The sequence below is a fragment of the Ewingella americana genome (assembly GCF_006438725.1).
Classification (GTDB): domain Bacteria; phylum Pseudomonadota; class Gammaproteobacteria; order Enterobacterales; family Enterobacteriaceae; genus Ewingella; species Ewingella americana_A.
On sequence record NZ_RCZD01000014.1, the window covers coordinates 60012 to 85955 of the forward strand.

A 25944-nucleotide genomic window follows, 5' to 3' on the forward strand; every position below is an offset into this window, starting at 1 on the left:
GCAGAAAGATTTATTGCCAGTCAAGAATCACTTTACCGGACTGCCCTGAACGCATGGCGTCAAAGCCCTTCTGGAAGTCGTCGATAGAGAAATGGTGGGTGATAAGCGGTGTGAGATCCAAACCGGACTGAATTAATGCAGCCATTTTGTACCAGGTTTCAAACATCTCACGGCCATAAATCCCTTTGATAAACAGGCCTTTGAAGATCACCTGATTCCAGTCAATTGACATATCTGACGGCGGAATACCCAGCAATGCAATCCGGCCTCCGTGGTTCATGGCATTGAGCATGGAACGGAAGGCAGGCGGCGCACCGGACATCTCCAGACCCACATCAAAGCCTTCAGTCATGCCCAGTTCCGCCATCACCTGCTCGATGTTTTCGTTTTTCACATTCACCGCGCGGGTAACGCCCATTTTGCGCGCCAGATCCAGCCGATACTCATTCATATCAGTGATAACAACATGCCGCGCGCCGACGTGTTTGCAAATCGCCGCCGCCATAATGCCAATCGGCCCGGCACCGCATACCAATACATCTTCGCCGACCAAATCAAAGGAGAGTGCGGTATGTACCGCATTGCCCAGTGGGTCAAAAATGGCCGCCAGATCGTCAGAAATATTGTCCGGGATTTTGAAGGCGTTAAAGGCGGGCAATACCAGATACTCAGCAAAAGCGCCCGGGCGATTCACGCCCACGCCTTGCGTGTTACGGCACAGATGCGTGCGCCCACCCCGGCAGTTGCGGCAGTGTCCACAAGTGATATGCCCTTCGCCGGAGACGCGATCCCCCAGCGCAAAGCCTTTCACTTCCTGGCCGATGCCGACCACTTCACCCACATATTCATGCCCCACCACCATCGGAACCGGAATGGTTTTTTGCGACCATTCATCCCAGTTATAAATATGCACGTCGGTGCCACAAATGGCGGTTTTACGGATTTTAATCAACAGATCGTTATGGCCCAACTCCGGCACCGGCGCATCGGTCATCCAGATGCCTTCTTCACGCTTTAACTTTGCTAACGCTTTCATGCAGCTTCCTCAGGCAATAACGCCAAGCTTTTTACCAATGCGGGTGAAGGCGTCCACAGCCTGTTCGATTTGTTCGGTGCTGTGAGCGGCAGACATCTGAGTACGGATGCGCGCCTGGCCTTTTGGCACGACAGGGAAGAAGAAACCGGTGACATAGATGCCTTCATGCTGCAACAAAGAGGCAAACTCCTGCGCCAGTTTGGCCTCACCCAGCATCACGGGAATAATCGCGTGATCGGCACCCGCCAGCGTAAAACCGGCGGCGGTCATTTTTTCGCGGAACAGTTTGGCATTGCTCATCAAACGCTGGCGCAGTTCGCTGCCCTCTTCCAGCATCGACAGGACTTTTAGCGAAGCCGCGACAATTGACGGCGCGAGAGAGTTGGAGAACAGATAAGGACGGGAGCGCTGGCGCAGCCAGTCGATCACCTCTTTTCGCGCAGCGGTGTAACCGCCGGAAGCACCACCCAACGCCTTGCCGAGCGTGCCGGTAATAATGTCTACCCTTCCTATCACGTCGCAATATTCGTGCGTTCCGCGACCGTGCTCACCAACAAAACCGACGGCATGAGAATCATCCACCATCACCAGTGCGTCGTAACGTTCGGCCAGATCGCAAATACCACTCAGGTTGGCGATGACACCATCCATTGAAAAGACGCCATCGGTGGCCACCATGATATGTCGCGCACCGTCTGCTTTGGCTTTTTCTAGACAGGCCTCAAGTTCGGCCATGTCGTTATTGGCATAACGGTAGCGTTTAGCCTTACATAAACGCACACCGTCAATGATCGAGGCATGATTGAGCGCATCAGAAATGATGGCATCTTCCGCGCCGAGCAGGGTTTCGAACAGCCCGCCGTTCGCATCAAAACAGGAGGAATAGAGGATTGCATCGTCCATGCAAAGGAAATCGGCCAGGCGGCCTTCCAGTTCTTTGTGCGCATCCTGTGTTCCACAGATAAAGCGCACCGAAGCCATGCCAAAACCATGGCTGTCGAGGCCGGCCTTGGCAGCAGTGATCAACTCTGGGTGGTTAGCTAAACCGAGGTAATTGTTGGCGCAGAAATTGATGACCGGTTGGCCTCCTACAGTGATTTTCGCCTGCTGAGCGGAGGTAAGGATGCGCTCTTCTTTAAACAGGCCATCAGCACGTGCCTGATCCAGATCTTCTTCCAACTGGCGATAAAACGAAACGGACATAACGTTATCTCCTGAAAATGACTCATTCATCAGACACATTACTAATCCGCCTAAGGAATAACGAGGGAAGCTGCCAGAATATCTTCGTTTTGCAGCATAGTTCACGCCTTAAGACTTGATAGATAAGAATGCGACTTATCGGATAGCTTCCCAATGTGGCCTGCATTATGAAGTGTTATGATATCGCCAACTGTATAAGTCACGCATGGTGCGTGATTTTCTAAATGATTAAAGGTGAGTCCCATGATAATCGTCACTGGCGGCGCTGGTTTTATCGGCAGCAACATCATTAAATCGCTCAATGCTATGGGATACCGCGATATTTTAGTGGTGGACAACCTGAAAGACGGCACCAAATTCGTCAATCTGGTCGATCTGGATATCGCGGATTACTGTGATAAAGAAGATTTCATTGCCAGCATTGTTGCAGGCGATGATCTTGGCGAAATCGATGCGATTTTCCATGAAGGTGCCTGTTCATCCACCACCGAATGGGATGGCAAGTACATGATGGACAATAACTATCAGTACTCGAAAGATATCCTGCATTTCTGTCTGGACCGCGGCATTCCTTTCCTCTACGCCTCGTCCGCCGCGACCTACGGCAGCCAGAGCATCAGCTTTATAGAAGACCGTAAATATGAACAACCGCTGAACGTTTACGGCTACTCCAAATTCCTGTTTGACCAGTACGTGCGTGATATTTTGCCGCAGGCTGAGTCGCAGGTTTGTGGTTTTCGCTACTTCAACGTTTATGGCCCACGCGAAGGCCATAAAGGCAGCATGGCGAGCGTCGCGTTCCATCTGAATAATCAGATTAATGCGGGTGAGAATCCAAAACTGTTCGCCGGTAGCGAAGGCTTCAAGCGTGACTTTATCTACGTTGGCGACGTGGCGGCGGTCAACCTGTGGTTTTGGCAAAACGGCGTTTCCGGCATTTTCAACTGCGGAACCGGGCGTTCAGAGTCTTTCCAGGCTGTGGCAGAAGCGGTCATCGAACACCACCAAACCGGCCACATAGAAACCATTCCCTTCCCGGAAAAATTGAAAGGTCGCTACCAGTCCTTTACGCAGGCCGATATGTCAGCCCTGCGCGCAGCGGGTTATGACAAACCGTTCAAAACCGTCGCCGAAGGCGTGGCTGAATACATGGCCTGGCTGAACCGCGCGGTTTAACACCGGCGTTGAGCAAAGCGTTTATTGACGAATGAGAGTACGGAATGAAAATGCTGGTCATTGGCCCTTCCTGGGTGGGCGACATGATGATGTCGCAAAGTCTTTACCGGACCATTAAGGCCAATGCGCCAGCGGCAGAGATTGATGTCATGGCGCCGGCGTGGTGTCGACCTTTGCTCGACAGAATGCCGGAAGTCAGCCGGGCATTGCCCATGCCTCTGGGCCATGGCGCTCTTGAGCTTGGTGAACGGCGTCGTTTAGGCATTGAGTTACGCGACAACCATTATCAACGCGCTTTCGTGTTGCCGAATTCTTTTAAGTCAGCGCTGGTGCCTTTCTTCGCGAAGATCCCTCAACGTACCGGCTGGCGCGGAGAGATGCGCTACGGTTTGCTCAACGACTTGCGCGTACTGGATAAACAAGCCTTTCCGCTGATGGTTCAGCGCTATGCCGCGCTGGCTTATGATGCAACGCAGATAAAATCCGCCACTGATTTACCTCAGCCTCTGCTTTGGCCACAGTTGCAGGTCGCACAGGCGGAGATTGGCGCGATCAGCGAACAATTTACGCTCTCTGCTTCACGCCCAATCATTGGCTTCTGCCCTGGTGCTGAGTTTGGCCCAGCTAAACGCTGGCCGCATTATCACTACGCAGCATTGGCCGAAAAACTCATCACCGAAGGGTATCAGGTCGTGCTGTTCGGCTCGGTGAAAGATCATCCTGCGGGTGAAGATATCCGTCTGTCATTAACCGTGCAGGCTCAGGCTCTTTGCCTTAATCTGGCCGGTAAAACCTCGCTGGATCAAGCCGTTGTCCTTATTGCCGCCTGTCAGGCGGTGGTCAGCAATGATTCTGGCCTGATGCACGTTGCCGCTGCACTCAATAAACCCTTGGTCGCACTGTACGGCCCGAGCAGCCCGGACTTCACCCCGCCACTGAGCCAGCATGCCAAAGTCATTCGCCTCATCACTGGTTATCACAAGGTGCGTAAAGGCGATGCCGAGCAGGGCTATCACCAGAGTCTGATCGATATTCAACCCGAACAGGTTTATCAGGAACTGTCACAACTGCTGGCTACAAGGATGGAACGTTAATGCGGGTATTGATCGTCAAAACGTCGTCTATGGGCGATGTCCTGCATACGCTTCCAGCCTTAACCGATGCAGCTAAGGCCATCCCCGGCATCTCATTTGACTGGGTCGTGGAAGAAGGCTTTGCGCAGATCCCCAGTTGGCACCCGGCGGTAGATCGCGTTATCCCCGTGGCAATTCGCCGCTGGAGAAAAAACTGGTTTGGTTCTGAAACCCGTCAACAGCGCTGTGACTTTAAAAGAGAATTACAGTTACGCACCTATGACGCGGTCATCGACGCGCAGGGCCTGATTAAGAGTGCTGCGCTGATCACCCGCGTGGCCAAAGGCAAAAAGCACGGCCAGGATGCAAAAAGCGCCCGCGAGCCTTTTGCCAGCTGGTTCTTTAATCAACGTCACGACATTGATAAAAAGCAGCATGCGGTTGAACGTACCCGCGAACTTTTCGCTAAAAGTCTGGGCTATGAAAAACCGACAACACCGGGCGATTACGCGATTGCCACACGTTTTTTGTCACAGCTTCCGGCAGATGCCAACCGCTATCTGGTCTTTCTGCACGCCACAACGCGCGCAGATAAACACTGGCCGGAGAGTCACTGGCGAGAGCTGATAGGGTTACTCCAGGCTAACGGTATTCGTATCAAACTGCCCTGGGGGGCGGAGCATGAATACCAACGGGCACTTAGACTCGCCGAAGGTTTTGAACATGTTGAAGTGCTGCCAAAACTCAACTTGCAACAGGTCGCGGAAATTCTGGCTGGCGCGAAGGCCGTTGTTTCGGTCGATACCGGCCTGAGTCATCTCACCGCCGCCCTGGACCGCCCGAATATCACGCTCTACGGCCCTACGGATCCGGGTTTGATTGGGGGGTATGGAAAAAATCAAATGTCATTAACGGCTGAAGATAAAAATATGGCCAGCATTTCTCCTGCAACCGTAATCGAAGCAATGGAAGGGGTACTTCCATGAAAAAACTGCATATTATCAACTTAGAAAAAATGGGCGGTGTAGAACGCCTCTTTCTTCAGTACGTTAATGAAGATATCGAGAACACCAATGAGATCCTTTGTATCAATAGTGTGGTTGGCAGTGAAATTGAGAAAAAGCTCTCAGGAAAAAAAATCAATTACGTAAACCGTATATTCAATGCTTTTTCAACGCGTTACCCTCAGTTCTTGCGCAAATTTGTATTAAAACGCAAAATTGAAAAAGCCAATGCCGACGTCATTATTGTTTGGGATCTCGTCCCGGTCTTATCGGCAAAACCGGCACGGGGAAAATTAGTTTATTATGATCACGGATGTTCATGGCGATATCCAAAGAACAGCAAAACATTGGGCTTTTTCTCCATGCTCGATGGTGTGATATCGGCATCATGGGCATCCAAACGTGTTATGGAACTTCGTTTCAACCTGCCTTTATCGGTTGAAGTATTACCGAATCGTATTCTGACCCCAACCGGTATTCACCATAGCCCGAAAGTACCACCCGATACACTAAGGATCGGTACTGCATCCAGGCTTGTCACTCTGAAAGGTATCAGTGTGTCACTGCTTATGATGCAAGAACTGATCAGACGCGGGCATAAAGTACAGCTAGAAATTGCGGGGAAAGGTCCTGACCGCGCACTTTTTGAAACCCTGACGGCGAAACTGCAACTGAGTGAGCATGTGATCTTCACGGGTTTCCAAGACAATGTTGCTGATTTTTTCAACCGGACCGACGTGTATATGAGCACACCGATAACAGAGCCTTTCGGCTTATCCTGTCTGGAAGCGCTTTATTTTGGTGTGCCCGTGATCTTCCCACTCGTTGATGGGCAACCGGAAGCCATAAAAGATAAAGAGTGTGGGCTGGGATTAACACCGACTGTCAGTATTGAAGAACATGAAAAACTGACAGGGATACATATCGACTTTCCTTATGATGTTTATGATCCTGTTAAAGACCAACTTGTCGCACCAAAATTGCTTTGCCATATTGATTGCGCCAATGCGATAGAGCAATTATTGCAAAAAGATAACTATCAGCGCATGAGCGAAAATGCATATAGGTTAACCACTGAAGCTCTCGATTACGCTTCATTTAAGACACGATTTGAAGTGATTTTGACTCGTTTTGTCGCAATTGCGTAAGCTACCAGGAATGACTTTTCATGATCAGAAGAGAAACACCCCATCCGATATTTAGCTATCTCATCTATTTCGGATGCTTAGTGAGTTTTTGTACTGTTACATTTAACGTGGATATCGGCCGTAATATTTTTTTTGTAGCCAGCTACTTGGCTTTTATTGCATTTATATTAAATCTAAAATATTACACTCGAAAAGTTGAACTGCTCTATGCGCCAATATCTTGTATTGCAGTAGGCTTAGCATGCATCCTCTGGATTGAAGCCTATAAACAACCCGGTGATTATATAACCATTTACCGTGCCTATATGGTCACGGGTAAACTGCTTATTGCCACAGGTTTTGTTCTTCTAATCTCCCTGAATGAGCGCATTGATTTCAAGAAGTTACTGAAGACTGTGGTAATCGCCTTGGGTCTGGCGGCAAATTCATACGCTATTTATCAAAGTATTGTTAACAATCAGTTGCGCGTAGAGTTGAATTTTGATCGTGCAACCATAGCAGCTTATGTTATTACTGCCATTGATCTTGTCATGTTATATTCTCTGCTACATATTAATAAGAAGCACCGCATAATTTTATTCACCTTAGGTTTCGCGATGTGTTTTATTACAATAATCCATACACAAACCCGTGCAGCAATAATGATGTTCCCCATCATTAGTGTGATCATGTTTCTTTGCGATAAAAATATAAACCGACAGCAAAAAACAATATCTTGTGTCTCGATCTTAATTTTAATACTGTTTAGTGCATTTTTCCTGAAAGGCATCATTCAGCAACGTGTTGAAGCTTTTAAAACAGATATGAACGACATGAACGAACTGTCCCAAACTCAGCGGGATAATTCAATTGGCTCCCGATTGTCCATGTATAAGGTCGGTATTGCAGCAGGAAACCAACATGTTCTCGGCCAGTCAGCGGAACAGAGAAGCGCAGAGATCGCGACGATAGTCCAACAGCAACCTCTGTTGGCGGGTGCATTACCATATACTACGGTACATATGCATAACGAGCTGATTGAGACCTACTCGTTGCGCGGCATATGGGGATGTGTTTTATTGATTGTAATGTATGTGTCCTTGCTGTTGATTTCCCTGAAATCACAAAAAAACACCCTGCTATTCGCTGTGACACTTTCTCTTATTATGTATGGTTTGAGTGATGTGTTATTTTTCAGCTCAGAAGCCACTGTAATATATGGACTCGCTGTTATTTTCAGTGTACTAATCGGTAACAATACGTTTAATCACGCTCTAATTTCGGAAAATGAGAGAAATGCCAACCACTAAGCTACCGCTGCTATCGATCATTGTGCCTTTCCACGATAATGAAAAATTCATTATCGATGCGCTGGAGTCGTTGTTTAAACAGATCAACGATGAAGTGGAAGTGATCATTATAGACGATGGTTCAGAGGACAACTCAAAAACATTAGTTGAGACGTTTCTTCAGTCAGTGTCGATGCGGCGGTTTTCTTTCATCAGCCAAAGTAATCAAGGGATAGCTGAAACCCGGAATGTGGGGCTGCAAACGGCTACCGGTGTCTATGTGACATTTTTAGATGGCGACGATATTCTCAGCCCCTCCTATTACTCTACCCTTGCTCCTTATCTGAAGCAGGATGAATTCGACATTATTGATTTTAATTTCCAGGAATTCACTGGTAATCCCCCGGTCGACAGCGTCCAGATGAATTCAAGCTGCACGCCTTATGATTTTAAAGAGTCAGAAACCGATGGCTTGAAGTCAATTTTTGAACGTTCAAACTGGCACTTATGGAGTCGGATTTTTAGACGGGAATTACTTAAAGGCGATAATTTTGTAAAGGGTCGTCGGTACGAGGATGTGATTTTTACGCCATTCCAATATTTTAAAACTAAGAAAATTGCCCATATTGATGAGCAGCTTTATTTTTATCGCATAAATAACCAAGGTATAACAAGAAATATTCGTGAAAAGGATATCGAGGATATTCTTTTTGCCATGTATAAAATGCTCTATTTTATCAAGACGCATCATAACGATATTGAAATAGCCAATCTGGTCGCTCCGATGATAGAGAATTGTTTTGTCGAAGTGAGGAAAATGACTAAGAAAATTCACGGTTATTACTACTACACACCGACAACCATTGAGCTCTTTAAGTTAGCCGCCAGTGTGTGTAAGGACACAAATCTTTCCCGTAGGAAATATTTTCAGATGAAATACCCAACATTGGATACTTACATCTCTAAAGTAAATTCAATCTTAAAAATAAGATAGATGAGTGGCCATTTTTACTTTAGTTTACGCCCATGTCCAGATGAGTAATTAACTCAGCATACACCCGCTCTGGCTGAATAACCCCCATAGGGCTAATTTTCTCCAGCGCAAGAGTATGTCCTGTACGCGATACCTGAATAATACGATGCAGTTCGTTATCCTGAATAGGCCCCGTAGAACGGGAGTCAGCAGTGACAAAAAGGCTGATAGTTTTTGTCTTTAAAGCAACGGCCAAATGCAACGGTCCTGTGTCACCGGTTACCAATACGTCAAACCCATCAATTATAGTAATCAATTGCTGCAAGTCTGTTTTACCGATCAGATTATCAATAATATCTTTTGTTTTATCAGACAGTTGCTTGAGCATCGCTTCGCCTCGATCCACATCTGTTCCGCCCCCAATCAATACAATCCTGGCGTTAGGATGGTTGCTGGATAACATATCAGCCAGCTTTACAAAGTGTCCGACAGGCCAGCAACGCGACTCCGTCGAAGCGCCTATTTGCATGCCAATGACGGTATGGTCAAGGTCTTTTACTCCGGGCTGATAAGGTGAGGGGATTTCCATAGAAACATTACTGCTGTCACAGCCTAATACGCTGGCCAGTTCAACCTTGCGCCGGACAAAATGTCCATAATAATTGAAAACATAATTTGAAAGCCACTCTTCCATTCCACAAATACCATCCATGTAATTGTCTCTGATGATATAATTCACACCAGACATCACAGCACTTATTACATCGTACGGAAGATGTGAATGAAGAATTAAAGCAAGATCTGGCTGATGTTCTTTTAGCGATGCTACCAGTACAGGGAGTGATTTGACTTTATTATCCCAATAGACAACACGATCATAATGGATACCGTTATCTACCAAATGTTGATTTTTTCGGTGCGCAACTAAAGTGATATAAGCATCAGGGTAGCGCTGTCTAACCGCACGAATAACCGGGGTATTAAACATAAAATCCCCCAATGCTGTCGTGGAATAGATAACAATACTCTCAAATTGGATTTGATTATTAAGGGTTGATTTATCAAGCAACCGGCCATGATTGGCAACATAACGACGTAAAAACCAATTGCTTAACTTTACTTTCCACTTTTTAGACATCTTGATTCACTTTCTTCTGATAATATTCAGCCAGTGTCATACCGACAGTGCGTTCACTAAGCCATGCGAATAGACGCTCCAGGTCCCGATATAATCCTTCAATATCACTTTCCGTTTTAAACGTCGGGCTTCCCCCTGGCATGAACTCGGAGGAGTGCAGCATAAATTCCACAAAATCATGACCTTCGGCGAGACTTTTTTCCGCTACATTCTGCATATTTTCTGCGTTACCCCCTGAAGGACGTAACCAGTGTACAGAGTGAGGGCGCTTCTTCCCTCGTAATGTATTGACGCTTTGTTTCAGGCTATTTATCCAGCCGGGATATTTATACTGAATACTCATCGGGACTTCGAGTAGTGAAGAATTGCCCGATTGGGCGATATTTTCAGGATCGATGAAATAAGAGTTTGACGGAAAATGCCGATAATCTGTTCCGCCGGTTCCTTGGGGGGCACCACGAGAAGTTTGCCAATTTACTTTGGGGGTGACGGAACAATCAACCTGGTAGCCAAACTCAAGCAACAGAGACACATAGTATTCGTCGAGGGCCCATCGGCCAGCGCGGTGGCTTAACATTTTGGTCTGGAATGCGTCCTCCAGCAGCCTGGTCATATATTCAAATTTGGCGCGGATTTGGTCCCTTGGAAATTCAATCAGATAGGGTTTATGGCGCCAGTCATCATCGGTAAGCGGCAACAATGGTGGGCTATTCCAGGCATGAAGATGCATTCCTACTTCACCCTGTCCACGGGCGATAACATCACGCGCAAACTCAACATATTCAGCATCACTCGCCATCTCATAGTTAGTGAGATAGACCGGCTTAAAGCCATGCTTTTCGCAAAGCGTTTGGAAACGCGGAAGAAAACGCGTGTTCTGCGTTAAAATTTGCTCGTGATTTTGCCAAAGGTTGTCGCCTTCAGTGTCGATCGTGATGATAAATGCAGGTTTTGTCATAATACATGCCTGATAATAACGATGGGTTCCAACGGCTTGTTTGTATTGAACGATAAATTACGCCGTGCCTATCAAGCTCAGGCGGAGACGATTTGGACAACATTCAACATGGTTTGTTGCCTATTCTTTGGTATTTTACCGCGCAAGGCAAGAAAGGCGTGGAAGTATAGCCACATCTCCCTGTGTCCTTTAGAATCAAGGTTTGATTTCTCAGATAGTGATGAAAGATGACAAACGCCACATCCCCAGAAACCATCGCACGCCCCCGGCGTATACTCATCATTAAATTGCGTCATCACGGCGATATGTTGCTGACAACCCCCGTCATTAGTACGTTGAAACAACACTATCCCGAAGCCGAAATAGACATGTTGATGTATCTCGAGACCAGGGACATGCTGGCAAGTAATACCTCGCTGACAACACTTTTCACCATCGATCGCACCTGGAAAAAGCAGGGTACATTTGCCCATCTGCGTCATGAAACAGCGTTGATCCGAAGCCTGATGGCGCGCAAGTATGATTTGGTGATCAATCTGGCCGACCAATGGCGAAGCGCATTGGTGACGAAACTAACGGGCGCGCCGGTCAGGGTTGGTTTTGATTTCCCCAAACGTAAAGGCAAACTGTGGCAGCACTGTCACACTCATTTGGTTGATGTTGCCAGCCACAACGCGCTCCATACGGTAGAGCAAAACCTTTCTATCCTGGCACCGTTAGGCCTGACTTCGTCAGTGCTGCAGGTGACGATGAGTTATGGCGCAGAGGATAAAATCAAAGTCGAAAACCTCCTGCGTAAACATAACATCTTGGGCAATTACATCGTGGTCCAGCCAACATCTCGATGGTTCTTCAAATGCTGGACTGATGAAAAAATGGCCGAGACCCTCTCTGCTCTTCAGACCGATGGGATGTCAGTTATCCTTACCAGCGGCCCGGCGGAAAATGAGTTGAAAATGATTGAACGTATTCTCGCCTTGTGTCCAAAAGAGCGCGTGGTCTCTTTCGCAGGTGAGTTAACGCTGAGAGAGTTGGCGGCGCTGATCGATAACGCAGCGTTATTCATCGGCGTTGATTCAGTGCCTATGCATATGGCTGCTGCATTGAAAACACCGCTGGTCGCGTTATTCGGTCCTTCCAAAAGGATTTTCTGGTCCCCATGGCAAGCTGTTGGTGAGGTTATCTGGGCGGGTGATTTCTGCCAACTTCCTGATCCTGATGAAATCGACACCCATACATCAGAACGCTATCTTGATGCGATCCCCGTTGAACCGGTTATTGAAGCCGCGAGAAGATTATTGCCATGAAGCATTTTAGACTGGCGTTAGTCCGCCAAAAGTACCGTCCGGATGGTGGCGCTGAGCGTTTTGTCTCTCGGGCGCTGGAAGCGCTGGAGGGTGAAGACCTGGATTTGAATGTCATTACTCGCGAATGGCTGGGTGAGACTAATCCAAACTGGCATATTCATCTCTGCAATCCCATGAAATGGGGACGGGTAAGCCGTGAGCGGGGCTTTGCCGACGCTGCGCGTCAGATATGGCAGAAAGAAAAATTCGATATTGTACAAAGCCATGAGCGAATTGCCGGATGCGATGTCTATCGCGCAGGTGATGGTGTCCATCGCCGTTGGTTATTGCAACGTAGTCGTTTACTCCCACAATGGCGCAGTCAATTATTGATGGCCGATCGCTTCCATCGTTATGTCATGCGCGCTGAGCAGGAGATGTACTCAGCCCATGAACTTAAAGCGGTCATATGTAATGCCCAGATGATCAAAAATGAAATCATGGCAGACTTTGGCCTGCCTGACGAAAAAATCACCGTTATCTATAATGCCATCGATAACCAGAAATTCTTACCCGCGACTGAGATCCTTCGTCATCAGCTTCGCCAGCAACTTAACATTCCACAATCTGCACACTGCCTGATCTTTGTAGGTTCGGGGTTTGAACGCAAAGGATTAGAGGCGGCTATCCGCGCAATAGCATTGACTAAAAGTATTCTGCTGGTCGTGGGGCAGGACAAAGATGAAAAACGCTATCGCGCTCTGGCGCAGACATTAGGTTGTGAAGATCGAGTACGATTCGCAGGAGTACAAAAGCAAACGCTGCCGTTTTATCAGGCTGCCGATGCTTTACTGCTGCCGACACTTTACGATCCGTTCCCTAACGTTATTTTGGAAGCAATGTCCTGTGGTTTACCGGTTATTACCAGCACAACGTGCGGGGGTGCCGAGTTTATTATACCAGGTAAAAATGGCTTCGTTTGCGATGCCCTTGATATAAAAGCGTTGGCGGAGTCTATTCATGCCCTCCCAACTTCATTATTTGATTCAGGCATGTCGCTTGCTGCGAGAACACGCATTATGAAAGAAACACCAGCACGTCTTTCAGCACAGCTCATTGACCTCTACAAAAGAATATTGGATTGACTATGCGTATTTTAATTATTATTGACGGTTTGCCGGGCGGTGGGGCTGAAAAAGTCGTACTAACTCTATGTCAGGGCATGCAAAATTCAGGCATTGATGTCACTCTTATTTCGCTTCGCGATGTCTGTCACTACACACTACCAGAAAAAATAAACTATAAAGTTGTAGCTGATAATTCACGGACTCCATGGCGGAAACTAACCGAACTTTCGCGCAGAGGCAAGCAGCTGGATAAAGCCGTATTAGAAATCGAAAATGAACGCGGTCGCTTTGATTTGATCTTATCTAACCTACATAAGACCGACCGTATTGTTATGAATAGCCGCATTTATTCCTCTGATCGTCTGTGGTTCTGTATCCACGGAATTCTTTCAAAAACTTATTTAGGCCATCGGAAAGGATTTGACCGCTGGAATAAGCGAAGAAAAATGGCCCGTGTTTATGAACAAAAAAATGTCGTTGCTGTTTCAGAAGCAGTTGGCGTAGATTTAAAAAATAATATCTTGGCTAACCCTCGGAACATACAGGTCATTAATAATCCGTTCAACATCACTGAAATAGAAACGATGGCTGACGAACCTTGCGAAATGGCTGGCCAGGAATATCTGCTTCATGTCGGCCGTTTCCATGTGCAAAAAAGACATGATCGGCTACTGGAAGCCTATGCAAACACAAAATTACAGGCACCACTGGTATTAATCGGGACAGGAAGTGATGCTTATATTAATAAAATCAAGAAATTAGCTGAAACCCTAAACATTGCCGATCGCGTAATTTTTGCAGGGTTTAAAGCCAATCCTTTTCCTTACATTAAGCATGCCCAGCAGTTAATTTTAAGCTCAGATAGCGAAGGCTTCGGTAATGTTCTTGTAGAGGCATTAATTTGTGGAACGCCGGTGGTAAGCACGGCTTGCCCCGGTGGCCCCGTTGAGATACTCAACAGCACAGGGATGAATCGGGGGCTTGCAGAGATCAACACTCAGTCACTCGCTCAAAAGATTGTCGAGATATATACTAACCCACCCTATATTGATCAGAGCTTACTGAAAATATATGAAATTGGTTATATTTGTGAAAAATACAAAAACCTCGCGGGGAAATAGTTAATAAGGCGGCTAATCCGCCTTATTATTACTTTATTTCTGATAAAGACTGCCAGGTTTCATCGACGGTAATATCCATGCATTCCCCGGTTGGGGTCTGCAATATCTTGTATTGCCCTGACCAGGGGTGCCAGGCTTCTTTATCGGTATCACCGAAAAATACCACCAGTTTTTTATGCAGCGCCGAAGCCAGATGCATTTGCCCGCCATCACTGCAAAGTATCGTGCTACATTGTTCAAAACCACCGATTAACTCACCTACTGAGCTTGTTGGGTATAAAGCGACACGGTCGTTTTCACATAATGCCTTCAACTGCTCAGCACGTGCCAGATCACCAATATCATCGGGTGATAAAGTCCCCTGAGGTGACCAGAAAATCAAGACTCCGCAACGAGTATCAGCGGTCATTCTCCGAATGATTTCGGCGTAATTTTCTACTGACCAGCGCCGTTTAGGGCTGCGACTGCTAATGTGCACACCGAAAATATAATCACAGCCTGATAATAGTGCATGACGTTTAGCTGCTGCCGTTGATATTTCGTCAGCACTCAGGTAAACCCTTACTTCTGGTATGGTTATATTATCGTTGCTAATGGATTTTAAATAACTAAAGGTCTTTTCAACCTGATGCTTGCCCGTGAAATCAGCTTCAGTATAAGGAGAGGTTATGCCTTTAACTCCAAGATCTGCCCCAATGATATTCTTCACCCCGGCAAGTTTTGCCATGCGTAAGCTGTATTTACAGGGGGTTGGATTTGCAAGAATGGCGGCGTCGAAGTGGATCGTCCGTAATTTTAAAAATATCTCTGCGCGTTCTAAATAAACGCCCAGCGCGGTTTGATTCTTGGCTCGATGCTTAGCCTTTTTATAAATATAAGTTTTGTGAATATGAGGATTATTCTTAATGACATCCTGACTCACTGAGTTAATCAACAAATAAACATTGGCTTCGGGATATGCTTTTTTAACCCCTTCAATCAATGGCGTCGTACAAACTAAATCGCCAATATTATCCCGACGGATAATCAGTATATTTTTCATTCTAACCCCGTTAACGATATCATCAATGCCGCTTCTCCCCACCCCATATCACGCAAGATTAGCGCCTTTCCCCATGAGGTATGATACTATTCCTAATATCCCATATAAATGAATTTTAAAGCATGTTACTGCGTTTATATCAGGTGTTAGTTTACCTTATTCAGCCCCTTATCTGGATCCGTTTACTTTTACGTAGCCGAAAATCACCCGCTTACCGTAAACGCTGGGCTGAACGTTATGGCTTCTGTAAGGGTAAGGTCGCTCCGGGCGGCATCATGCTGCATTCTGTTTCGGTTGGTGAGACGCTGGCCGCCATCCCGCTAGTGCGTGCGCTGCGCCATCGCTACCCGTCTTTACCTATCACTGTCACCACGATGACACCTACGGGCTCAGAGCGCGTGCAGTCAGCTTTCGGTAAAGATGTACACCATGTCTATCTGCCTTATGATCTGGTCGGTTCCGTCAATCGTTTCCTCGACCAGGTTAACCCAAAGCTGGTGATCATTATGGAAACCGAGTTGTGGCCTAATCTTATAAATGCCCTGCACAACAGAAAAATTCCTTTAGTGATCGCCAATGCCCGCCTTTCTGAACGCTCCGCCAAAGGATATAAAAAGCTCGGCGAACTCATTCGTAAAATCCTGCAACGCATCACGTTGATTGCCGCTCAGAATGAAGAAGATGGCGCCCGCTTCATCGCCCTCGGTCTTAAACGTAATCAGTTGGCAGTCACTGGCAGCCTGAAATTTGACATTTCGGTCACGCCAGAGTTAGCAGCCAAAGCCATTACCCTGCGCAGCCAGTGGGCATCGCGGCGTCAGGTCTGGATTGCAACCAGTACCCATGACGGCGAAGAGTCGCTGTTACTCGAAGCGCATAAAACGCTGTTAAGAACCTTTCCTAATTTATTGCTGATTCTGGTACCTCGTCACCCGGAACGCTTTGCTGTTGCCCGTGAGTTAACGCAGAAAGCCGGCCTCACCTTTACTCAACGCAGCACAGGTGCAGTCCCTTCTGCCGCCACGCAGGTCGTTATTGGGGATACCATGGGCGAGCTTATGCTGCTGTACGGCATTGCAGATATTGCCTTTGTGGGCGGAAGCCTGGTAGAGCGTGGCGGGCATAATCCACTTGAGGCCGCTGCCCACGCCATTCCTGTGCTGATGGGGCCGCATACGATTAATTTCAAAGACATCTGTGCCAAACTGGCAGAGGCTGACGGACTGATCACGGTCACTGATACGACGTCATTAGTGAAAGAAATTTCCACATTACTGACTGACGAAGATTACCGTCTCTACTACGGACGCCATGCGGTTGAAGTGCTTCGCCAAAATCAGGGCGCATTACAGCGTCTGCTCCACCTGCTGGAGCCTTACCTGCCTGTACGGAGCCACTGATGCACGAAAAAAAACGCCTTTCAGTGGTGTTGATCACCTGCAATGAAGCTGAGCTGTTAACCGACTGTCTGACGTCGGTCGCCTGGGCTGATGAAATTGTCGTGCTGGACTCCGGCAGTACTGATGCGACTGAAAAGATCGCACAGCAGTTCGGAGCGAAATTTTACCAGAACACCGACTGGCCGGGCTTTGGGAAGCAGCGACAACTTGCACAACGCTATACCACTGGTGATGTGATTTTGATGATCGATGCGGACGAGCGTGTATCACCGCAACTGCGTCAGTCAATAGAGTCCGTTTTGCCCTCTGTCGATCACCATACTGTTTACAGCCTGGGCCGGCTTAACTTATTCCTTGGCCGATTCATGCGCCACAGCGGCTGGTACCCTGACCGCGTTAACCGCTTATACAGCGCCGCGCATTTTCACTACAACAATGACCTGGTGCATGAGTCGCTCGAAATAGGCACCGCTAACGTGGTAGCGCTGAAAGGCGACCTATTACATCTGACCTGCCGTGACTTCTTCGATTTCCAGCGCAAACAACTCAATTACGCCGAAGCCTGGGCAAATCAGCGCCTTCAACAAGGCCGCCGTTGTAGTTTCCTGTCAATTCTCAGCCACACCTTGGGCGCTTTTTTTAAAACCTGGATCCTGCGTGCAGGTTTTCTCGACGGGAAACAAGGTTTGATTCTGGCGGGTGTGAACGCACAATATACTTTCAACAAATATGCCGCCCTGTGGGCGCTGAGTCACCAACTGCAAAAGTGAGCCATCATGATCACTAAGGCGATTTATCCCGGCACTTTCGACCCAATGACTAACGGTCATTTGGATTTGGTCACCCGCGCGGCATTGATGTTTGATCACGTGATACTGGCGATTGCCGCCAGCCCCAGTAAAAAACCCCTATTCTCGCTGGATGAGCGTGTTGCACTGGCAACAGCCGCCATCTCACATCTCAAAAACGTAGAAGTCATCGGTTTTAGTGATCTCATGGCAACCTTTGCCAAAGACCATAATGCGACAATATTAGTCCGGGGATTACGGGCAGTATCAGATTTCGAATATGAGATGCAACTGGCTAATATGAACCGGCATCTGATGCCTACGCTGGAAAGCGTGTTCATGATGCCATCCAAAGAGTGGTCGTTTATCTCGTCGTCGCTGGTGAAGGAAGTGGCCCGTCACGGTGGCGATATCAGGCCCTTCCTGCCCAACAACATCACTCAGGCACTGCTGAAAAAAATAGCCGAAGGCTAACGCTCATCGCTGACATTTAGGGCAGAAGAACGTGGTGCGCTGAGCCTGTTTCAGGCTGAGTATCGGCGTGCCGCAAGCCCTGCAGGGTTCCCCGGCGCGGCCATAAACCTGTAACTCTTGCGCAAAATAGCCCGGCTTGCCATCAGACTGAAGAAAATCGCGCAATGTAGTACCGCCCTGTTCAATCGAGCGCAAAAGCACGGCTTTGATGGTCTCGACAAGCAATGCCACTTCATCATGTGTCAGGCTATTTGCGGGACGCTCAGGCGAGATCCCCGCGACAAACAGCGATTCGCTGGCATAGATATTCCCCACACCGACCACGATTTTGTTGTCCATCAACCAAGGCTTCACCGGTGATTTTTTACTGCGGGATTTCTCAAACAAATAATCGGCAGAAAAATCCTCACTCAATGGTTCGGGCCCAAGATGCGCCAGCACGCTGCTTGCTTCTAAATCTTCGCACCATAGCCAGGCACCGAAACGTCGCGGGTCGGTATAACGCAGCACATAACCGCTCTCCATAACTAAATCGACGTGATCATGCTTTCCGGCTTCAGTCTCTTCACGCAGTATCCGTAAACTGCCCGACATCCCAAGATGGATGATGATCCACCCGATGTTCAGCTCCAACAGCAGATACTTCGCCCGACGCTGAACGCTAATCACCAGTTGATCGCTCAGGGCGAGAATTTCCTGTGACACAGGCCAGCGCAAGCGCGGGTTACGTACGATAGCGTGCACGATCGTATGCCCGGCCAGATAAGGCTCGATGCCTCTTCGGCTGGTTTCCACTTCAGGCAATTCAGGCATGGTTTCTCCTAAAGAACATCAAGAAAGGTACACGGGGACAAACCGCGACAATATCCAAGGATACGGATACTCAGAAAACAGGCAATAAAAAACCCGGCCGGAGCCGGGTTTTATTAGTCCGCTAAAATTACTTAATTTTAGCTTCTTTATAGATCACATGTTGACGGACAACCGGATCGAATTTCTTCAATTCCAGTTTTTCCGGCTTAGTGCGCTTGTTCTTCGTAGTGGTATAGAAGTGACCAGTACCAGCAGAAGAAACTAGCTTGATCTTCTCGCGAACACCTTTAGCCATGATTCAGTTCCTTAATACTTCTCACCGCGGGTACGCAGATCGGCCAAGACCGTCTCAATACCCTTCTTATCAATAACACGCATACCTTTAGCAGATACGCGCAGAGTTACAAAGCGCTTCTCAGCCTCAACCCAAAAACGGTGTGAGTGCAGGTTTGGCAGAAAACGGCGTTTGGTCGCGTTCATTGCGTGGGAACGGTTGTTACCGCTCACCGGGCGCTTGCCAGTAACTTGGCAGACTCGGGACATGTCTATATCTCCAAAAATCAAATCAGCTCGAGCTTCGTATAGGGTATGGCCGCCTCGTCAGGCTTTTAGAGCCCATCTCAGCAAACTCCACTGAGAACCGACTCACTGTCGTCGGGTAAAAAACCAAATCATCAGGTATGAAACCTGCTGAGATAGGCTCTTAACGCCAAACCCAAGATTCTCAAAGGTGGCGTAGTATACGCTCTGTAGCGTAAGTGCTCAAGTCCCGAACAGCTAAAGATCCTTAAGGATCTTCAAAAAACAAGTCTATATCCAACCGCGCTCGGCAAAAGAGACCGTTTCTCCGTGACCTATGACCAAATGGTCAAGCACACGAATACCCAACAGTTGGCAGGCTTTTATTATCTGCTCGGTTACCCGGATGTCCATTGCGCTGGGTTCAGCTACGCCGGACGGGTGATTATGCGCCAGAATGATGGCTGCCGCATTAACCTTCAGCGCCTCGCGAACAATTTCGCGGGGATGAATTTCTACGCTGCTAATGGTACCAGCAAACATCTCCTCATGGCGAATAACGCGGTGTTGATTGTCGAGAAAAAGTACCAAAAACACCTCTCTTTCGCGGTAAGAGAGAATATTCTGCAGGTATTGCTGAATTATTGCCGGGCTTAGCAGCGCACTTTCGCTGGAAAGCTGGCTGACATGGCACCGTCGTGACAACTCTGACACGGCTGATAACTGGACATACTTCGCCATCCCCAGGCCATAAATAACATTTGCCTCTTCAAACTCTGCCAACATAAGACGATGCAGGGAACCGAAGTGTTTGAGCATATTTTCCGCCAGCTTCATCACATGCACACCTCTTCCCCCCGTACGCAGAAAAATAGCTAGCAGCTCGGTGTCCGATAAAGCCCGTGCACCCAATTTCAATAATTTCTCTCTTGGAGCAAGTTCTCCTTGCCACATATCCCTGTTTTTTTTCACGCACGCTCCTTATTGCGGCAACATACTGCCACACGCGATTGCATGTGCATTGACCACTTTTCAACCTTGCGAGGCATCGCGCAAATAATTAATTCTCTGCCATCAGACAGCGCGGATTGCTGTCATCAATCCGCGTTATGCTAAAATGTCGCTTCTTTCGGCTTAGAATCGGACAATCATGATGACGGGGATCTCCGGCAAACATATTGTGCTCGGTGTCAGTGGCGGCATTGCTGCTTACAAAGCACCTGAGCTGGTACGGCGCTTACGCGACAGGGGGGCTGAAGTGCGTGTGGTCATGACGGACGCAGCGAAATCCTTTATCACACCACTTAGCTTGCAAGCAGTGTCTGGGTATCCGGTGTCTGATGACCTGCTCGACCCTGCGGCCGAAGCAGCAATGGGGCACATTGAGTTAGGCAAATGGGCCGATCTGGTCCTGATTGCACCAGCGACGGCAGATTTGATTGCCCGCATGGCCGCAGGCATGGCCAACGACTTGCTGACTACCGTCTGTCTGGCAACCGCAGCGCCGATTGCCATCCTCCCCGCCATGAATCAACAAATGTACCGGGCGGCGGCCACCCAGGAAAATCTGCAGCGCCTTGCCCTTCGCGGTACGCTGTTATGGGGCCCAGACAGTGGCAGTCAGGCCTGTGGCGACGTCGGCCCTGGCCGAATGCTTGATCCTTTAGTGATTGTGGAGATGGCGAATGAACATTTCGCCCCGCGTCGTGACCTTGCCCATCTGAAGATCATGATCACCGCGGGCCCAACGCGTGAAGCCCTGGATCCGGTCAGGTTCATCACAAATCACAGTTCGGGTAAAATGGGGTTTGCTGTCGCTAAAGCCGCCGCCGATCGTGGTGCGCAGGTTACGCTGATTGCCGGGCCGGTAAGTCAGCCGACACCCGCGCATGTCACGCGTGTTGATGTAGAAAGTGCCCTCGACATGCAGCGAGCTGTTGAGGCGAGTATTACCTCACAGCACATTTTCATCTCCTGCGCGGCGGTTGCAGATTATCGTGCAGAAGCAATTTCCGATGAGAAAATCAAAAAGCAAGGTGATGAAATCACACTGAAATTGGTGAAAAACCCTGACATTGTGGCCAGCATCGGCGCAATGAAAAGCCACCGTCCGTACGTCGTCGGATTTGCCGCAGAAACCCAGAATGTGGAAGAATACGCACGGCAAAAACGAGTTCGTAAAAATCTGGACCTGATTTGCGCCAACGACGTTTCCCTCGCAGGGCATGGTTTCAATGGTGATACCAATGCTTTGCAGCTCTTTTGGCAGGATGGAGAGACCGTTTTGCCGCTTAGCGATAAAACCCTCCTTGGCCAACGTTTACTTGATGAGATAGTCAGCCGTTATGAAGAAAAAAATAGACATTAAGATTCTCGATCCGCGTATCGGTTCGACTTTTCCATTACCGGCTTACGCCACACCAGGTTCAGCCGGGCTTGATTTACGCGCCTGCCTTGATGCGGCCGTTGAATTAAAACCAGGTGAAACGACCCTGTTACCGACGGGTCTGGCTATTCATATCGGTGATGCTAATCTGGCGGCAGTTATTTTGCCTCGCTCGGGTCTCGGTCATAAACATGGTGTAGTGTTAGGCAACCTGGTAGGTCTGATCGACTCAGATTATCAGGGACAGCTAATGGTTTCTGTCTGGAACCGTGGTCAGACAACTTTCATCATCGAACCCGGTGAGCGCATTGCCCAAATGGTCTTCGTGCCCGTCGTTCAGGCAGAATTCAATCTGGTGGAAGACTTCGAAAGCAGCGAACGCGGCGAAGGTGGCTTTGGCCATTCAGGACGCCAATAAGAACCTGTTCAGCACCGCGTTACCCGCGATATTGAACAGATCCTTATCACTACCAGACCACATTGTAATACCCGAAGTCATTGAAGGGTATTGAACTAATAAGCCGCAGGATCGCTATGATTCATGCGGCAAGCGTGTGGTCTCTTATGTTTTAAGCCGTTTTTAGCAAGGGTCTATTCAGACATGGCAGAAAAAGAAACTACCAAAAGGAACCGGCGTGAGGAGATTTTGCAGGCGTTAGCGCAAATGCTCCAGTCCAGCGATGGCAGCCAAAGGATCACAACGGCAAAGCTTGCCGCCAATGTTGGGGTATCTGAAGCTGCACTTTACCGTCATTTTCCCAGTAAAACGCGGATGTTCGATAGCCTGATTGAGTTTATCGAAGACAGTTTGATCACCCGTATTAACCTGATTTTGCAAGATGAGAAAGATACGCTAAACAGACTTCGCCTGATCCTGCTGCTCATTCTTGGCTTTGCGGAGCGCAATCCTGGCCTGACCCGTATTATCACCGGCCATGCATTGATGTTTGAACAGGACAGGCTTCAGGGCCGTATCAATCAGTTGTTTGAACGCATTGAGGTTCAGTTGAGACAAGTCTTGCGAGAGAAGAAAATGCGGGAAGGCAGCGGTTATACCTATGACGAAACGCTGCTGGCAAGCCAGCTACTGGCGTATTGCGAAGGCATGTTGTCACGCTTCGTTCGTTCAGAGTTTAAGTATCGCCCAACTCAGGATTTTGATACCCGTTGGCCGCTGATAGCCGCACAATTGCAGTAAATCGGTATACTTTGTATGAGAAAAGGGCCTTATGGCCCTTTTGTTTTTTGTGCTCAGGGAAGAATGCGTTTACCTTTTGCATCAAGAAGATACGTCAGTAAAGCCGTACCCTCCTTGTCGACCCGGAATTCACCATAGCGGGCGCCAGCAAAACGTTCTGCATGCCCTTCCTGGAAGAAATAGCTCCGGGTGCCAATGTTGAGTCCGTGCTCAGAAAAGTGATATTTCATCACCACGTCCTGCGCCCGCAATATCTGTCCGTGGTCAAACTCCGCCCGAACAGCGCGGCGCTGCGCATCCAGTTCCACAATGACTGTCCCGCTTGCAGGCACGCACGCTGCCCCTGAATCATGACAGGCATCGTTTTGCGCTTGCAGTTGCTGCTGAAGTGATTGGGTAATGGCGTAACGCAGCGCCATATAATCGCCCTGCATCAGCGAGCGTGGATCAACAGGCGCCAGCTCTAAAATCACCACAGCCCCATTTTTAAGCAATTGTTCTTTTTGATAAACCGATAGGTTGGTGGCGATAAGCACGAGCAGCACCACGCCACCAGCCAGCCACTTCATCCAGTGTTTAGTTTTCATTAGCGGCTCCACTGCTGGCTGGCAGTAATTTTTTCGCCGCCATCGCCAGCCCCAGGAGCACAAAGCCCGAGATCAGCAACAGCACCGATTTTTGCAACAAGGTAACGCTGAGGAAGAAGTACCAGTCGATGAGATACAGCATCAGGAAGCAACCGGACACCACCAGCCATCCTCGACTTCCCCTCTGGCGGGCAACCAGTAAAAGCGCCAGCCCAAAACCAATTCCCGGTGCAAAAATAGCCATGGCTGCACAGATAATGGCGGCTGGAAGATACACTACCGTTGCCCGTGACCGGAAAGCACCAGCCTGAACCACCCCGCTCACCACTAAACCAGCGGCGATGCCAAAGCCCATAACGGCAGGAAGATAAGCCGTCACCGAATCGTCCCAGATTAATTCGTCAACAAAATCGGAGTGGACGCCGGCCAGACACAGCAGCATCAGGGCGGTCGGGATACCGTACATCAGGGAAGCCACTCTCTCCCGGTTAACGCTCTCCTGTCGGGAGATAATCCACAGCCAGAACGCCACAATGCAGGCCACCAGCAACGATAACAGACTGACAGCAAACCGTGGTGGCAGAGACACGCTGGCGCTGACACCCGAAGATACAACCAGAATGGAGACAAACGCAGTCACTGCCATAAAGCGATACATCTGGTTCGGCATGGAAAGCGCCATCAATGCCAGCACCGGCAGGAACCAGAGCGACCCGAGAATAAAACTCTCGTCCCATCGAGGATCAACCAGTAAATAGACGCCGAGGCATAACCCGCAGGTGGCTGCGATGGCCCAGGCCAAACCGATATGCTGCTTGCCGATACCCTGCGCCCGCAAAAGCACGGCAGCCAGCACGGCGATCGCTAATGAAGGAATGATCAGGGTGATGCCACTTAGGCTATCCAGTAAGTCAGAGACGTAAAGTATCAACCCCAGCAGCAAAAGAATAATCAGCGCCGCCGCCCAGCCACCAGCCGCCAGCACCGCACGTAAATACCACGGCAAGTCATCGGAGTGATCGCGCTGCTCAATGCTTGTCACCTGCTCGTCGTTAAGAAGTTGATGCTGTCGAAGTTCACACAGCAGGTCGTCCATCTCGCTGGGCGTGATATCAGCCACTTGCTGTGGGTACAACTTACGCCGCCAATGCAACAATACTGCACCACCGCCCGCCAGCCATAGCGCCATCAAACACCCCGCAGCAAAAAGCGTTCCGACGTCCCAGGAACGATCAAACAGCTGCATGATCACGGCACATCCAACGAGCATGACGCTTATCACGCCCAGCGTGAGCACACATAAATCCGGGCGCCGGTAGTGATAATAAAAATATCCGGCCAGCAGGGTCACGGCCCAGATAAGCAGGGATATTTTACTGGCGTACTCACTGCCCCAATATGAGACAGCCTCGGCGGCGGCGGGCGTGATTGTCATCAGCAGGTAGGCCGCCATCACCCGTGGCATCCAGCGGCGTGCCAGCCAGCTATGCGGGTCTTTCCTTGCCGCACGTTCAGATAACGTTTCGCGCAGGATCAGTAAAATCCCCTGAATGGCGAAATAGGCGTAAAGCGTGGTATCAGCCAGCCACGAGAAATGCGTCAGCATGACATCATCAAACAGGGATACCGCACGGCTGGCGTAATAGAGCTGGAAGGTCAGATTGGCGATCACCCAGGTGCAAAACCACAGGGCATTTTGGCGACCAATCAGTGCCAACGGCAGGAGAATACATGCCCATGCGCGAAACAGCTCCCAGCTGTCGGCACCGGTCTGGTATATCTGCCCATACAGTGCAAATAGTCCGCCAAAACTCAGCCCCAATGCCAAAAGTGCCACACGTGATACGGTGTCATACCAGCGTAACCAAACCACCACGGCCAGCGCAATAATCAGTAATTCTGCCAGCGCAAATTTCGCTATCTTCGGCATCGCGGCCCAATTCCAGGCGATGAAAAATATCGCGCCCGCGACCAGCGCCAACACCCCTAACAGAGCGAGAAACAGCGTCAGGAATTTGCGCCAACCCGAGATGTCAGGCTGTACGCCACAATGAATGAGGATTTGTTGGTAAGCAGCCGGCGTTAACCGGCTGGCTTCGGTAGGGGGAGTATTCACTAACGTTGAGAGAGAACGGCAAAGATGTTCTGCCGCCCCGGAAGGCATAACACCATTCTTATGAGACGACAGATCCATACTGACTTCCTTGCAGGGTTATAGACGACGCA

Annotated in this window: 26 protein-coding genes; 15 read left to right on the forward strand and 11 right to left on the reverse strand. The window is 48.9% G+C overall.

The genetic code is table 11. The features are described 5' to 3' along the window. Positions 1-10: 10 nt before the first annotated feature. Positions 11-1036, reverse strand: a complete 1026-nt coding sequence (gene tdh / locus EAH77_RS21030; RefSeq protein ID WP_140474755.1) for an L-threonine 3-dehydrogenase — start codon at positions 1034-1036, stop codon at positions 11-13. 9 nt (positions 1037-1045) lie between these two features. Next, complete coding sequence (locus EAH77_RS21035) at positions 1046-2239, reverse strand: glycine C-acetyltransferase (RefSeq protein ID WP_140474756.1); 1194 nt, start codon at positions 2237-2239, stop codon at positions 1046-1048. 243 nt (positions 2240-2482) lie between these two features. Between EAH77_RS21035 and rfaD the strand changes: the two genes are divergently transcribed. The 6 genes from rfaD to EAH77_RS21065 are packed head-to-tail and all read left to right on the forward strand — an operon-like array spanning position 2483 to position 8902. Then, positions 2483-3415, forward strand: coding sequence for an ADP-glyceromanno-heptose 6-epimerase (gene rfaD / locus EAH77_RS21040; protein WP_140474757.1), 933 nt, complete (start codon positions 2483-2485; stop codon positions 3413-3415). A gap of 44 nt (positions 3416-3459) precedes the next feature. Next, positions 3460-4509 (forward strand): ADP-heptose--LPS heptosyltransferase RfaF, encoded by a 1050-nt coding sequence (rfaF, locus tag EAH77_RS21045; RefSeq protein WP_140474759.1) that lies wholly within the window; start codon positions 3460-3462, stop codon positions 4507-4509. Next, on the forward strand, positions 4509-5474 hold the full coding sequence (rfaC, locus tag EAH77_RS21050; protein WP_140474761.1) for a lipopolysaccharide heptosyltransferase RfaC: 966 nt from the start codon (positions 4509-4511) through the stop codon (positions 5472-5474). Before rfaF ends, rfaC begins: the two co-directional genes overlap by 1 nt. Further along, positions 5471-6640, forward strand: a complete 1170-nt coding sequence (locus EAH77_RS21055) for a glycosyltransferase (RefSeq protein WP_140474763.1) — start codon at positions 5471-5473, stop codon at positions 6638-6640. Before rfaC ends, EAH77_RS21055 begins: the two co-directional genes overlap by 4 nt. Before the next feature lie 20 nt (positions 6641-6660). After that, positions 6661-7929, forward strand: coding sequence for an O-antigen ligase family protein (locus EAH77_RS21060; protein ID WP_140474765.1), 1269 nt, complete (start codon positions 6661-6663; stop codon positions 7927-7929). Then, entirely contained in the window at positions 7916-8902 is a 987-nt protein-coding gene (locus EAH77_RS21065; RefSeq protein WP_140474767.1) for a glycosyltransferase, read from the forward strand. Before EAH77_RS21060 ends, EAH77_RS21065 begins: the two co-directional genes overlap by 14 nt. 19 nt (positions 8903-8921) lie before the next feature. On the opposite strand, the gene EAH77_RS21070 is transcribed toward EAH77_RS21065, so the two are convergent. Both EAH77_RS21070 and EAH77_RS21075 read right to left on the reverse strand, forming a co-directional pair. Then, a complete protein-coding gene (locus EAH77_RS21070; RefSeq protein WP_140474769.1) occupies positions 8922-10019 on the reverse strand; it encodes a glycosyltransferase family 9 protein in 1098 nt (365 codons plus the stop codon). Then, a complete protein-coding gene (locus EAH77_RS21075; RefSeq protein WP_140474771.1) occupies positions 10012-10977 on the reverse strand; it encodes a polysaccharide deacetylase family protein in 966 nt (321 codons plus the stop codon). The genes EAH77_RS21070 and EAH77_RS21075 overlap by 8 nt, the downstream gene beginning before the upstream one ends. A 227-nt stretch (positions 10978-11204) precedes the next feature. On the opposite strand from EAH77_RS21075, the gene rfaQ reads away from it, so the two are divergent. The 3 genes from rfaQ to EAH77_RS21090 are packed head-to-tail and all read left to right on the forward strand — an operon-like array spanning position 11205 to position 14511. Then, positions 11205-12284: a putative lipopolysaccharide heptosyltransferase III gene (gene rfaQ / locus EAH77_RS21080; RefSeq protein ID WP_140474773.1), complete on the forward strand. Its 1080-nt coding sequence runs from the start codon at positions 11205-11207 to the stop codon at positions 12282-12284. Continuing rightward, the gene (locus tag EAH77_RS21085; protein ID WP_140474775.1) at positions 12281-13408 is read left to right on the forward strand and encodes a glycosyltransferase family 4 protein; all 1128 of its coding nucleotides are present in this window, start codon (positions 12281-12283) and stop codon (positions 13406-13408) included. The genes rfaQ and EAH77_RS21085 overlap by 4 nt, the downstream gene beginning before the upstream one ends. Positions 13409-13410: 2 nt before the next feature. Continuing rightward, complete coding sequence (locus EAH77_RS21090; RefSeq protein WP_140474777.1) at positions 13411-14511, forward strand: glycosyltransferase; 1101 nt, start codon at positions 13411-13413, stop codon at positions 14509-14511. A 28-nt stretch (positions 14512-14539) separates the two neighbouring features. Here EAH77_RS21090 and EAH77_RS21095 read toward each other — a convergent pair whose 3' ends face one another. Continuing rightward, a complete protein-coding gene (locus EAH77_RS21095) occupies positions 14540-15553 on the reverse strand; it encodes a glycosyltransferase family 9 protein (protein WP_140474779.1) in 1014 nt (337 codons plus the stop codon). Positions 15554-15675: 122 nt separating this feature from the next. Between EAH77_RS21095 and waaA the strand changes: the two genes are divergently transcribed. The 3 genes from waaA to coaD are packed head-to-tail and all read left to right on the forward strand — an operon-like array spanning position 15676 to position 18215. Then, positions 15676-16953 carry a lipid IV(A) 3-deoxy-D-manno-octulosonic acid transferase gene (gene waaA, locus EAH77_RS21100; RefSeq protein WP_140474781.1) on the forward strand — a complete coding sequence of 426 codons (1278 nt, stop codon included), beginning with the start codon at positions 15676-15678 and terminating at the stop codon, positions 16951-16953. Further along, entirely contained in the window at positions 16953-17723 is a 771-nt protein-coding gene (locus EAH77_RS21105; RefSeq protein WP_140474783.1) for a glycosyltransferase family 2 protein, read from the forward strand. Before waaA ends, EAH77_RS21105 begins: the two co-directional genes overlap by 1 nt. A 6-nt stretch (positions 17724-17729) precedes the next feature. Continuing rightward, entirely contained in the window at positions 17730-18215 is a 486-nt protein-coding gene (gene coaD, locus EAH77_RS21110) for a pantetheine-phosphate adenylyltransferase (protein WP_140474785.1), read from the forward strand. 3 nt (positions 18216-18218) lie between these two features. Here the strand turns inward: coaD and mutM are convergent, their stop codons facing one another. The 4 genes from mutM to radC form a co-directional block, all read right to left on the reverse strand. After that, complete coding sequence (gene mutM, locus EAH77_RS21115; protein ID WP_140474787.1) at positions 18219-19028, reverse strand: bifunctional DNA-formamidopyrimidine glycosylase/DNA-(apurinic or apyrimidinic site) lyase; 810 nt, start codon at positions 19026-19028, stop codon at positions 18219-18221. Between the two features lie 127 nt (positions 19029-19155). Further along, positions 19156-19323 carry a 50S ribosomal protein L33 gene (gene rpmG, locus EAH77_RS21120; protein WP_004392084.1) on the reverse strand — a complete coding sequence of 56 codons (168 nt, stop codon included), beginning with the start codon at positions 19321-19323 and terminating at the stop codon, positions 19156-19158. Between the two features lie 11 nt (positions 19324-19334). Then, positions 19335-19571 carry a 50S ribosomal protein L28 gene (gene rpmB / locus EAH77_RS21125; RefSeq protein ID WP_004953342.1) on the reverse strand — a complete coding sequence of 79 codons (237 nt, stop codon included), beginning with the start codon at positions 19569-19571 and terminating at the stop codon, positions 19335-19337. A gap of 267 nt (positions 19572-19838) precedes the next feature. Further along, positions 19839-20501, reverse strand: a complete 663-nt coding sequence (gene radC / locus EAH77_RS21130; RefSeq protein ID WP_140474859.1) for a RadC family protein — start codon at positions 20499-20501, stop codon at positions 19839-19841. 196 nt (positions 20502-20697) lie between these two features. Between radC and coaBC the strand changes: the two genes are divergently transcribed. The 3 genes from coaBC (at position 20698) to slmA (ending at position 23131) form a co-directional block, all read left to right on the forward strand. Next, complete coding sequence (gene coaBC / locus EAH77_RS21135; RefSeq protein WP_161985838.1) at positions 20698-21915, forward strand: bifunctional phosphopantothenoylcysteine decarboxylase/phosphopantothenate--cysteine ligase CoaBC; 1218 nt, start codon at positions 20698-20700, stop codon at positions 21913-21915. Continuing rightward, complete coding sequence (gene dut, locus EAH77_RS21140; protein WP_140474789.1) at positions 21893-22351, forward strand: dUTP diphosphatase; 459 nt, start codon at positions 21893-21895, stop codon at positions 22349-22351. The genes coaBC and dut overlap by 23 nt, the downstream gene beginning before the upstream one ends. Before the next feature lie 183 nt (positions 22352-22534). Then, positions 22535-23131, forward strand: coding sequence for a nucleoid occlusion factor SlmA (gene slmA / locus EAH77_RS21145; RefSeq protein WP_140474791.1), 597 nt, complete (start codon positions 22535-22537; stop codon positions 23129-23131). Positions 23132-23184: 53 nt separating this feature from the next. Here the strand turns inward: slmA and EAH77_RS21150 are convergent, their stop codons facing one another. Together EAH77_RS21150 and EAH77_RS21155 are read right to left on the reverse strand one after the other, a co-directional pair. Beyond that, positions 23185-23718, reverse strand: a complete 534-nt coding sequence (locus EAH77_RS21150) for a GDYXXLXY domain-containing protein (RefSeq protein WP_140474793.1) — start codon at positions 23716-23718, stop codon at positions 23185-23187. Continuing rightward, positions 23708-25912 carry a DUF4401 domain-containing protein gene (locus EAH77_RS21155; protein ID WP_140474795.1) on the reverse strand — a complete coding sequence of 735 codons (2205 nt, stop codon included), beginning with the start codon at positions 25910-25912 and terminating at the stop codon, positions 23708-23710. Before EAH77_RS21155 ends, EAH77_RS21150 begins: the two co-directional genes overlap by 11 nt. Between the last annotated feature and the right edge of the window lie 32 nt (positions 25913-25944).

Bases quoted from the DNA above. Each gene is read 5' to 3' on its own strand.
- tdh (WP_140474755.1), bottom strand. From the start codon at position 1,036: ATGAAAGCGTTAGCAAAGTTAAAGCGTGAAGAAGGCATCTGGATGACC.
- EAH77_RS21035 (WP_140474756.1), bottom strand. From the start codon at position 2,239: ATGTCCGTTTCGTTTTATCGCCAGTTGGAAGAAGATCTGGATCAGGCA.
- rfaD (WP_140474757.1), top strand. From the start codon at position 2,483: ATGATAATCGTCACTGGCGGCGCTGGTTTTATCGGCAGCAACATCATT.
- rfaF (WP_140474759.1), top strand. From the start codon at position 3,460: ATGAAAATGCTGGTCATTGGCCCTTCCTGGGTGGGCGACATGATGATG.
- rfaC (WP_140474761.1), top strand. From the start codon at position 4,509: ATGCGGGTATTGATCGTCAAAACGTCGTCTATGGGCGATGTCCTGCAT.
- EAH77_RS21055 (WP_140474763.1), top strand. From the start codon at position 5,471: ATGAAAAAACTGCATATTATCAACTTAGAAAAAATGGGCGGTGTAGAA.
- EAH77_RS21060 (WP_140474765.1), top strand. From the start codon at position 6,661: ATGATCAGAAGAGAAACACCCCATCCGATATTTAGCTATCTCATCTAT.
- EAH77_RS21065 (WP_140474767.1), top strand. From the start codon at position 7,916: ATGCCAACCACTAAGCTACCGCTGCTATCGATCATTGTGCCTTTCCAC.
- EAH77_RS21070 (WP_140474769.1), bottom strand. From the start codon at position 10,019: ATGTCTAAAAAGTGGAAAGTAAAGTTAAGCAATTGGTTTTTACGTCGT.
- EAH77_RS21075 (WP_140474771.1), bottom strand. From the start codon at position 10,977: ATGACAAAACCTGCATTTATCATCACGATCGACACTGAAGGCGACAAC.
- rfaQ (WP_140474773.1), top strand. From the start codon at position 11,205: ATGACAAACGCCACATCCCCAGAAACCATCGCACGCCCCCGGCGTATA.
- EAH77_RS21085 (WP_140474775.1), top strand. From the start codon at position 12,281: ATGAAGCATTTTAGACTGGCGTTAGTCCGCCAAAAGTACCGTCCGGAT.
- EAH77_RS21090 (WP_140474777.1), top strand. From the start codon at position 13,411: ATGCGTATTTTAATTATTATTGACGGTTTGCCGGGCGGTGGGGCTGAA.
- EAH77_RS21095 (WP_140474779.1), bottom strand. From the start codon at position 15,553: ATGAAAAATATACTGATTATCCGTCGGGATAATATTGGCGATTTAGTT.
- waaA (WP_140474781.1), top strand. From the start codon at position 15,676: ATGTTACTGCGTTTATATCAGGTGTTAGTTTACCTTATTCAGCCCCTT.
- EAH77_RS21105 (WP_140474783.1), top strand. From the start codon at position 16,953: ATGCACGAAAAAAAACGCCTTTCAGTGGTGTTGATCACCTGCAATGAA.
- coaD (WP_140474785.1), top strand. From the start codon at position 17,730: ATGATCACTAAGGCGATTTATCCCGGCACTTTCGACCCAATGACTAAC.
- mutM (WP_140474787.1), bottom strand. From the start codon at position 19,028: ATGCCTGAATTGCCTGAAGTGGAAACCAGCCGAAGAGGCATCGAGCCT.
- rpmG (WP_004392084.1), bottom strand. From the start codon at position 19,323: ATGGCTAAAGGTGTTCGCGAGAAGATCAAGCTAGTTTCTTCTGCTGGT.
- rpmB (WP_004953342.1), bottom strand. From the start codon at position 19,571: ATGTCCCGAGTCTGCCAAGTTACTGGCAAGCGCCCGGTGAGCGGTAAC.
- radC (WP_140474859.1), bottom strand. From the start codon at position 20,501: ATGTGGCAAGGAGAACTTGCTCCAAGAGAGAAATTATTGAAATTGGGT.
- coaBC (WP_161985838.1), top strand. From the start codon at position 20,698: ATGATGACGGGGATCTCCGGCAAACATATTGTGCTCGGTGTCAGTGGC.
- dut (WP_140474789.1), top strand. From the start codon at position 21,893: ATGAAGAAAAAAATAGACATTAAGATTCTCGATCCGCGTATCGGTTCG.
- slmA (WP_140474791.1), top strand. From the start codon at position 22,535: ATGGCAGAAAAAGAAACTACCAAAAGGAACCGGCGTGAGGAGATTTTG.
- EAH77_RS21150 (WP_140474793.1), bottom strand. From the start codon at position 23,718: ATGAAAACTAAACACTGGATGAAGTGGCTGGCTGGTGGCGTGGTGCTG.
- EAH77_RS21155 (WP_140474795.1), bottom strand. From the start codon at position 25,912: ATGGATCTGTCGTCTCATAAGAATGGTGTTATGCCTTCCGGGGCGGCA.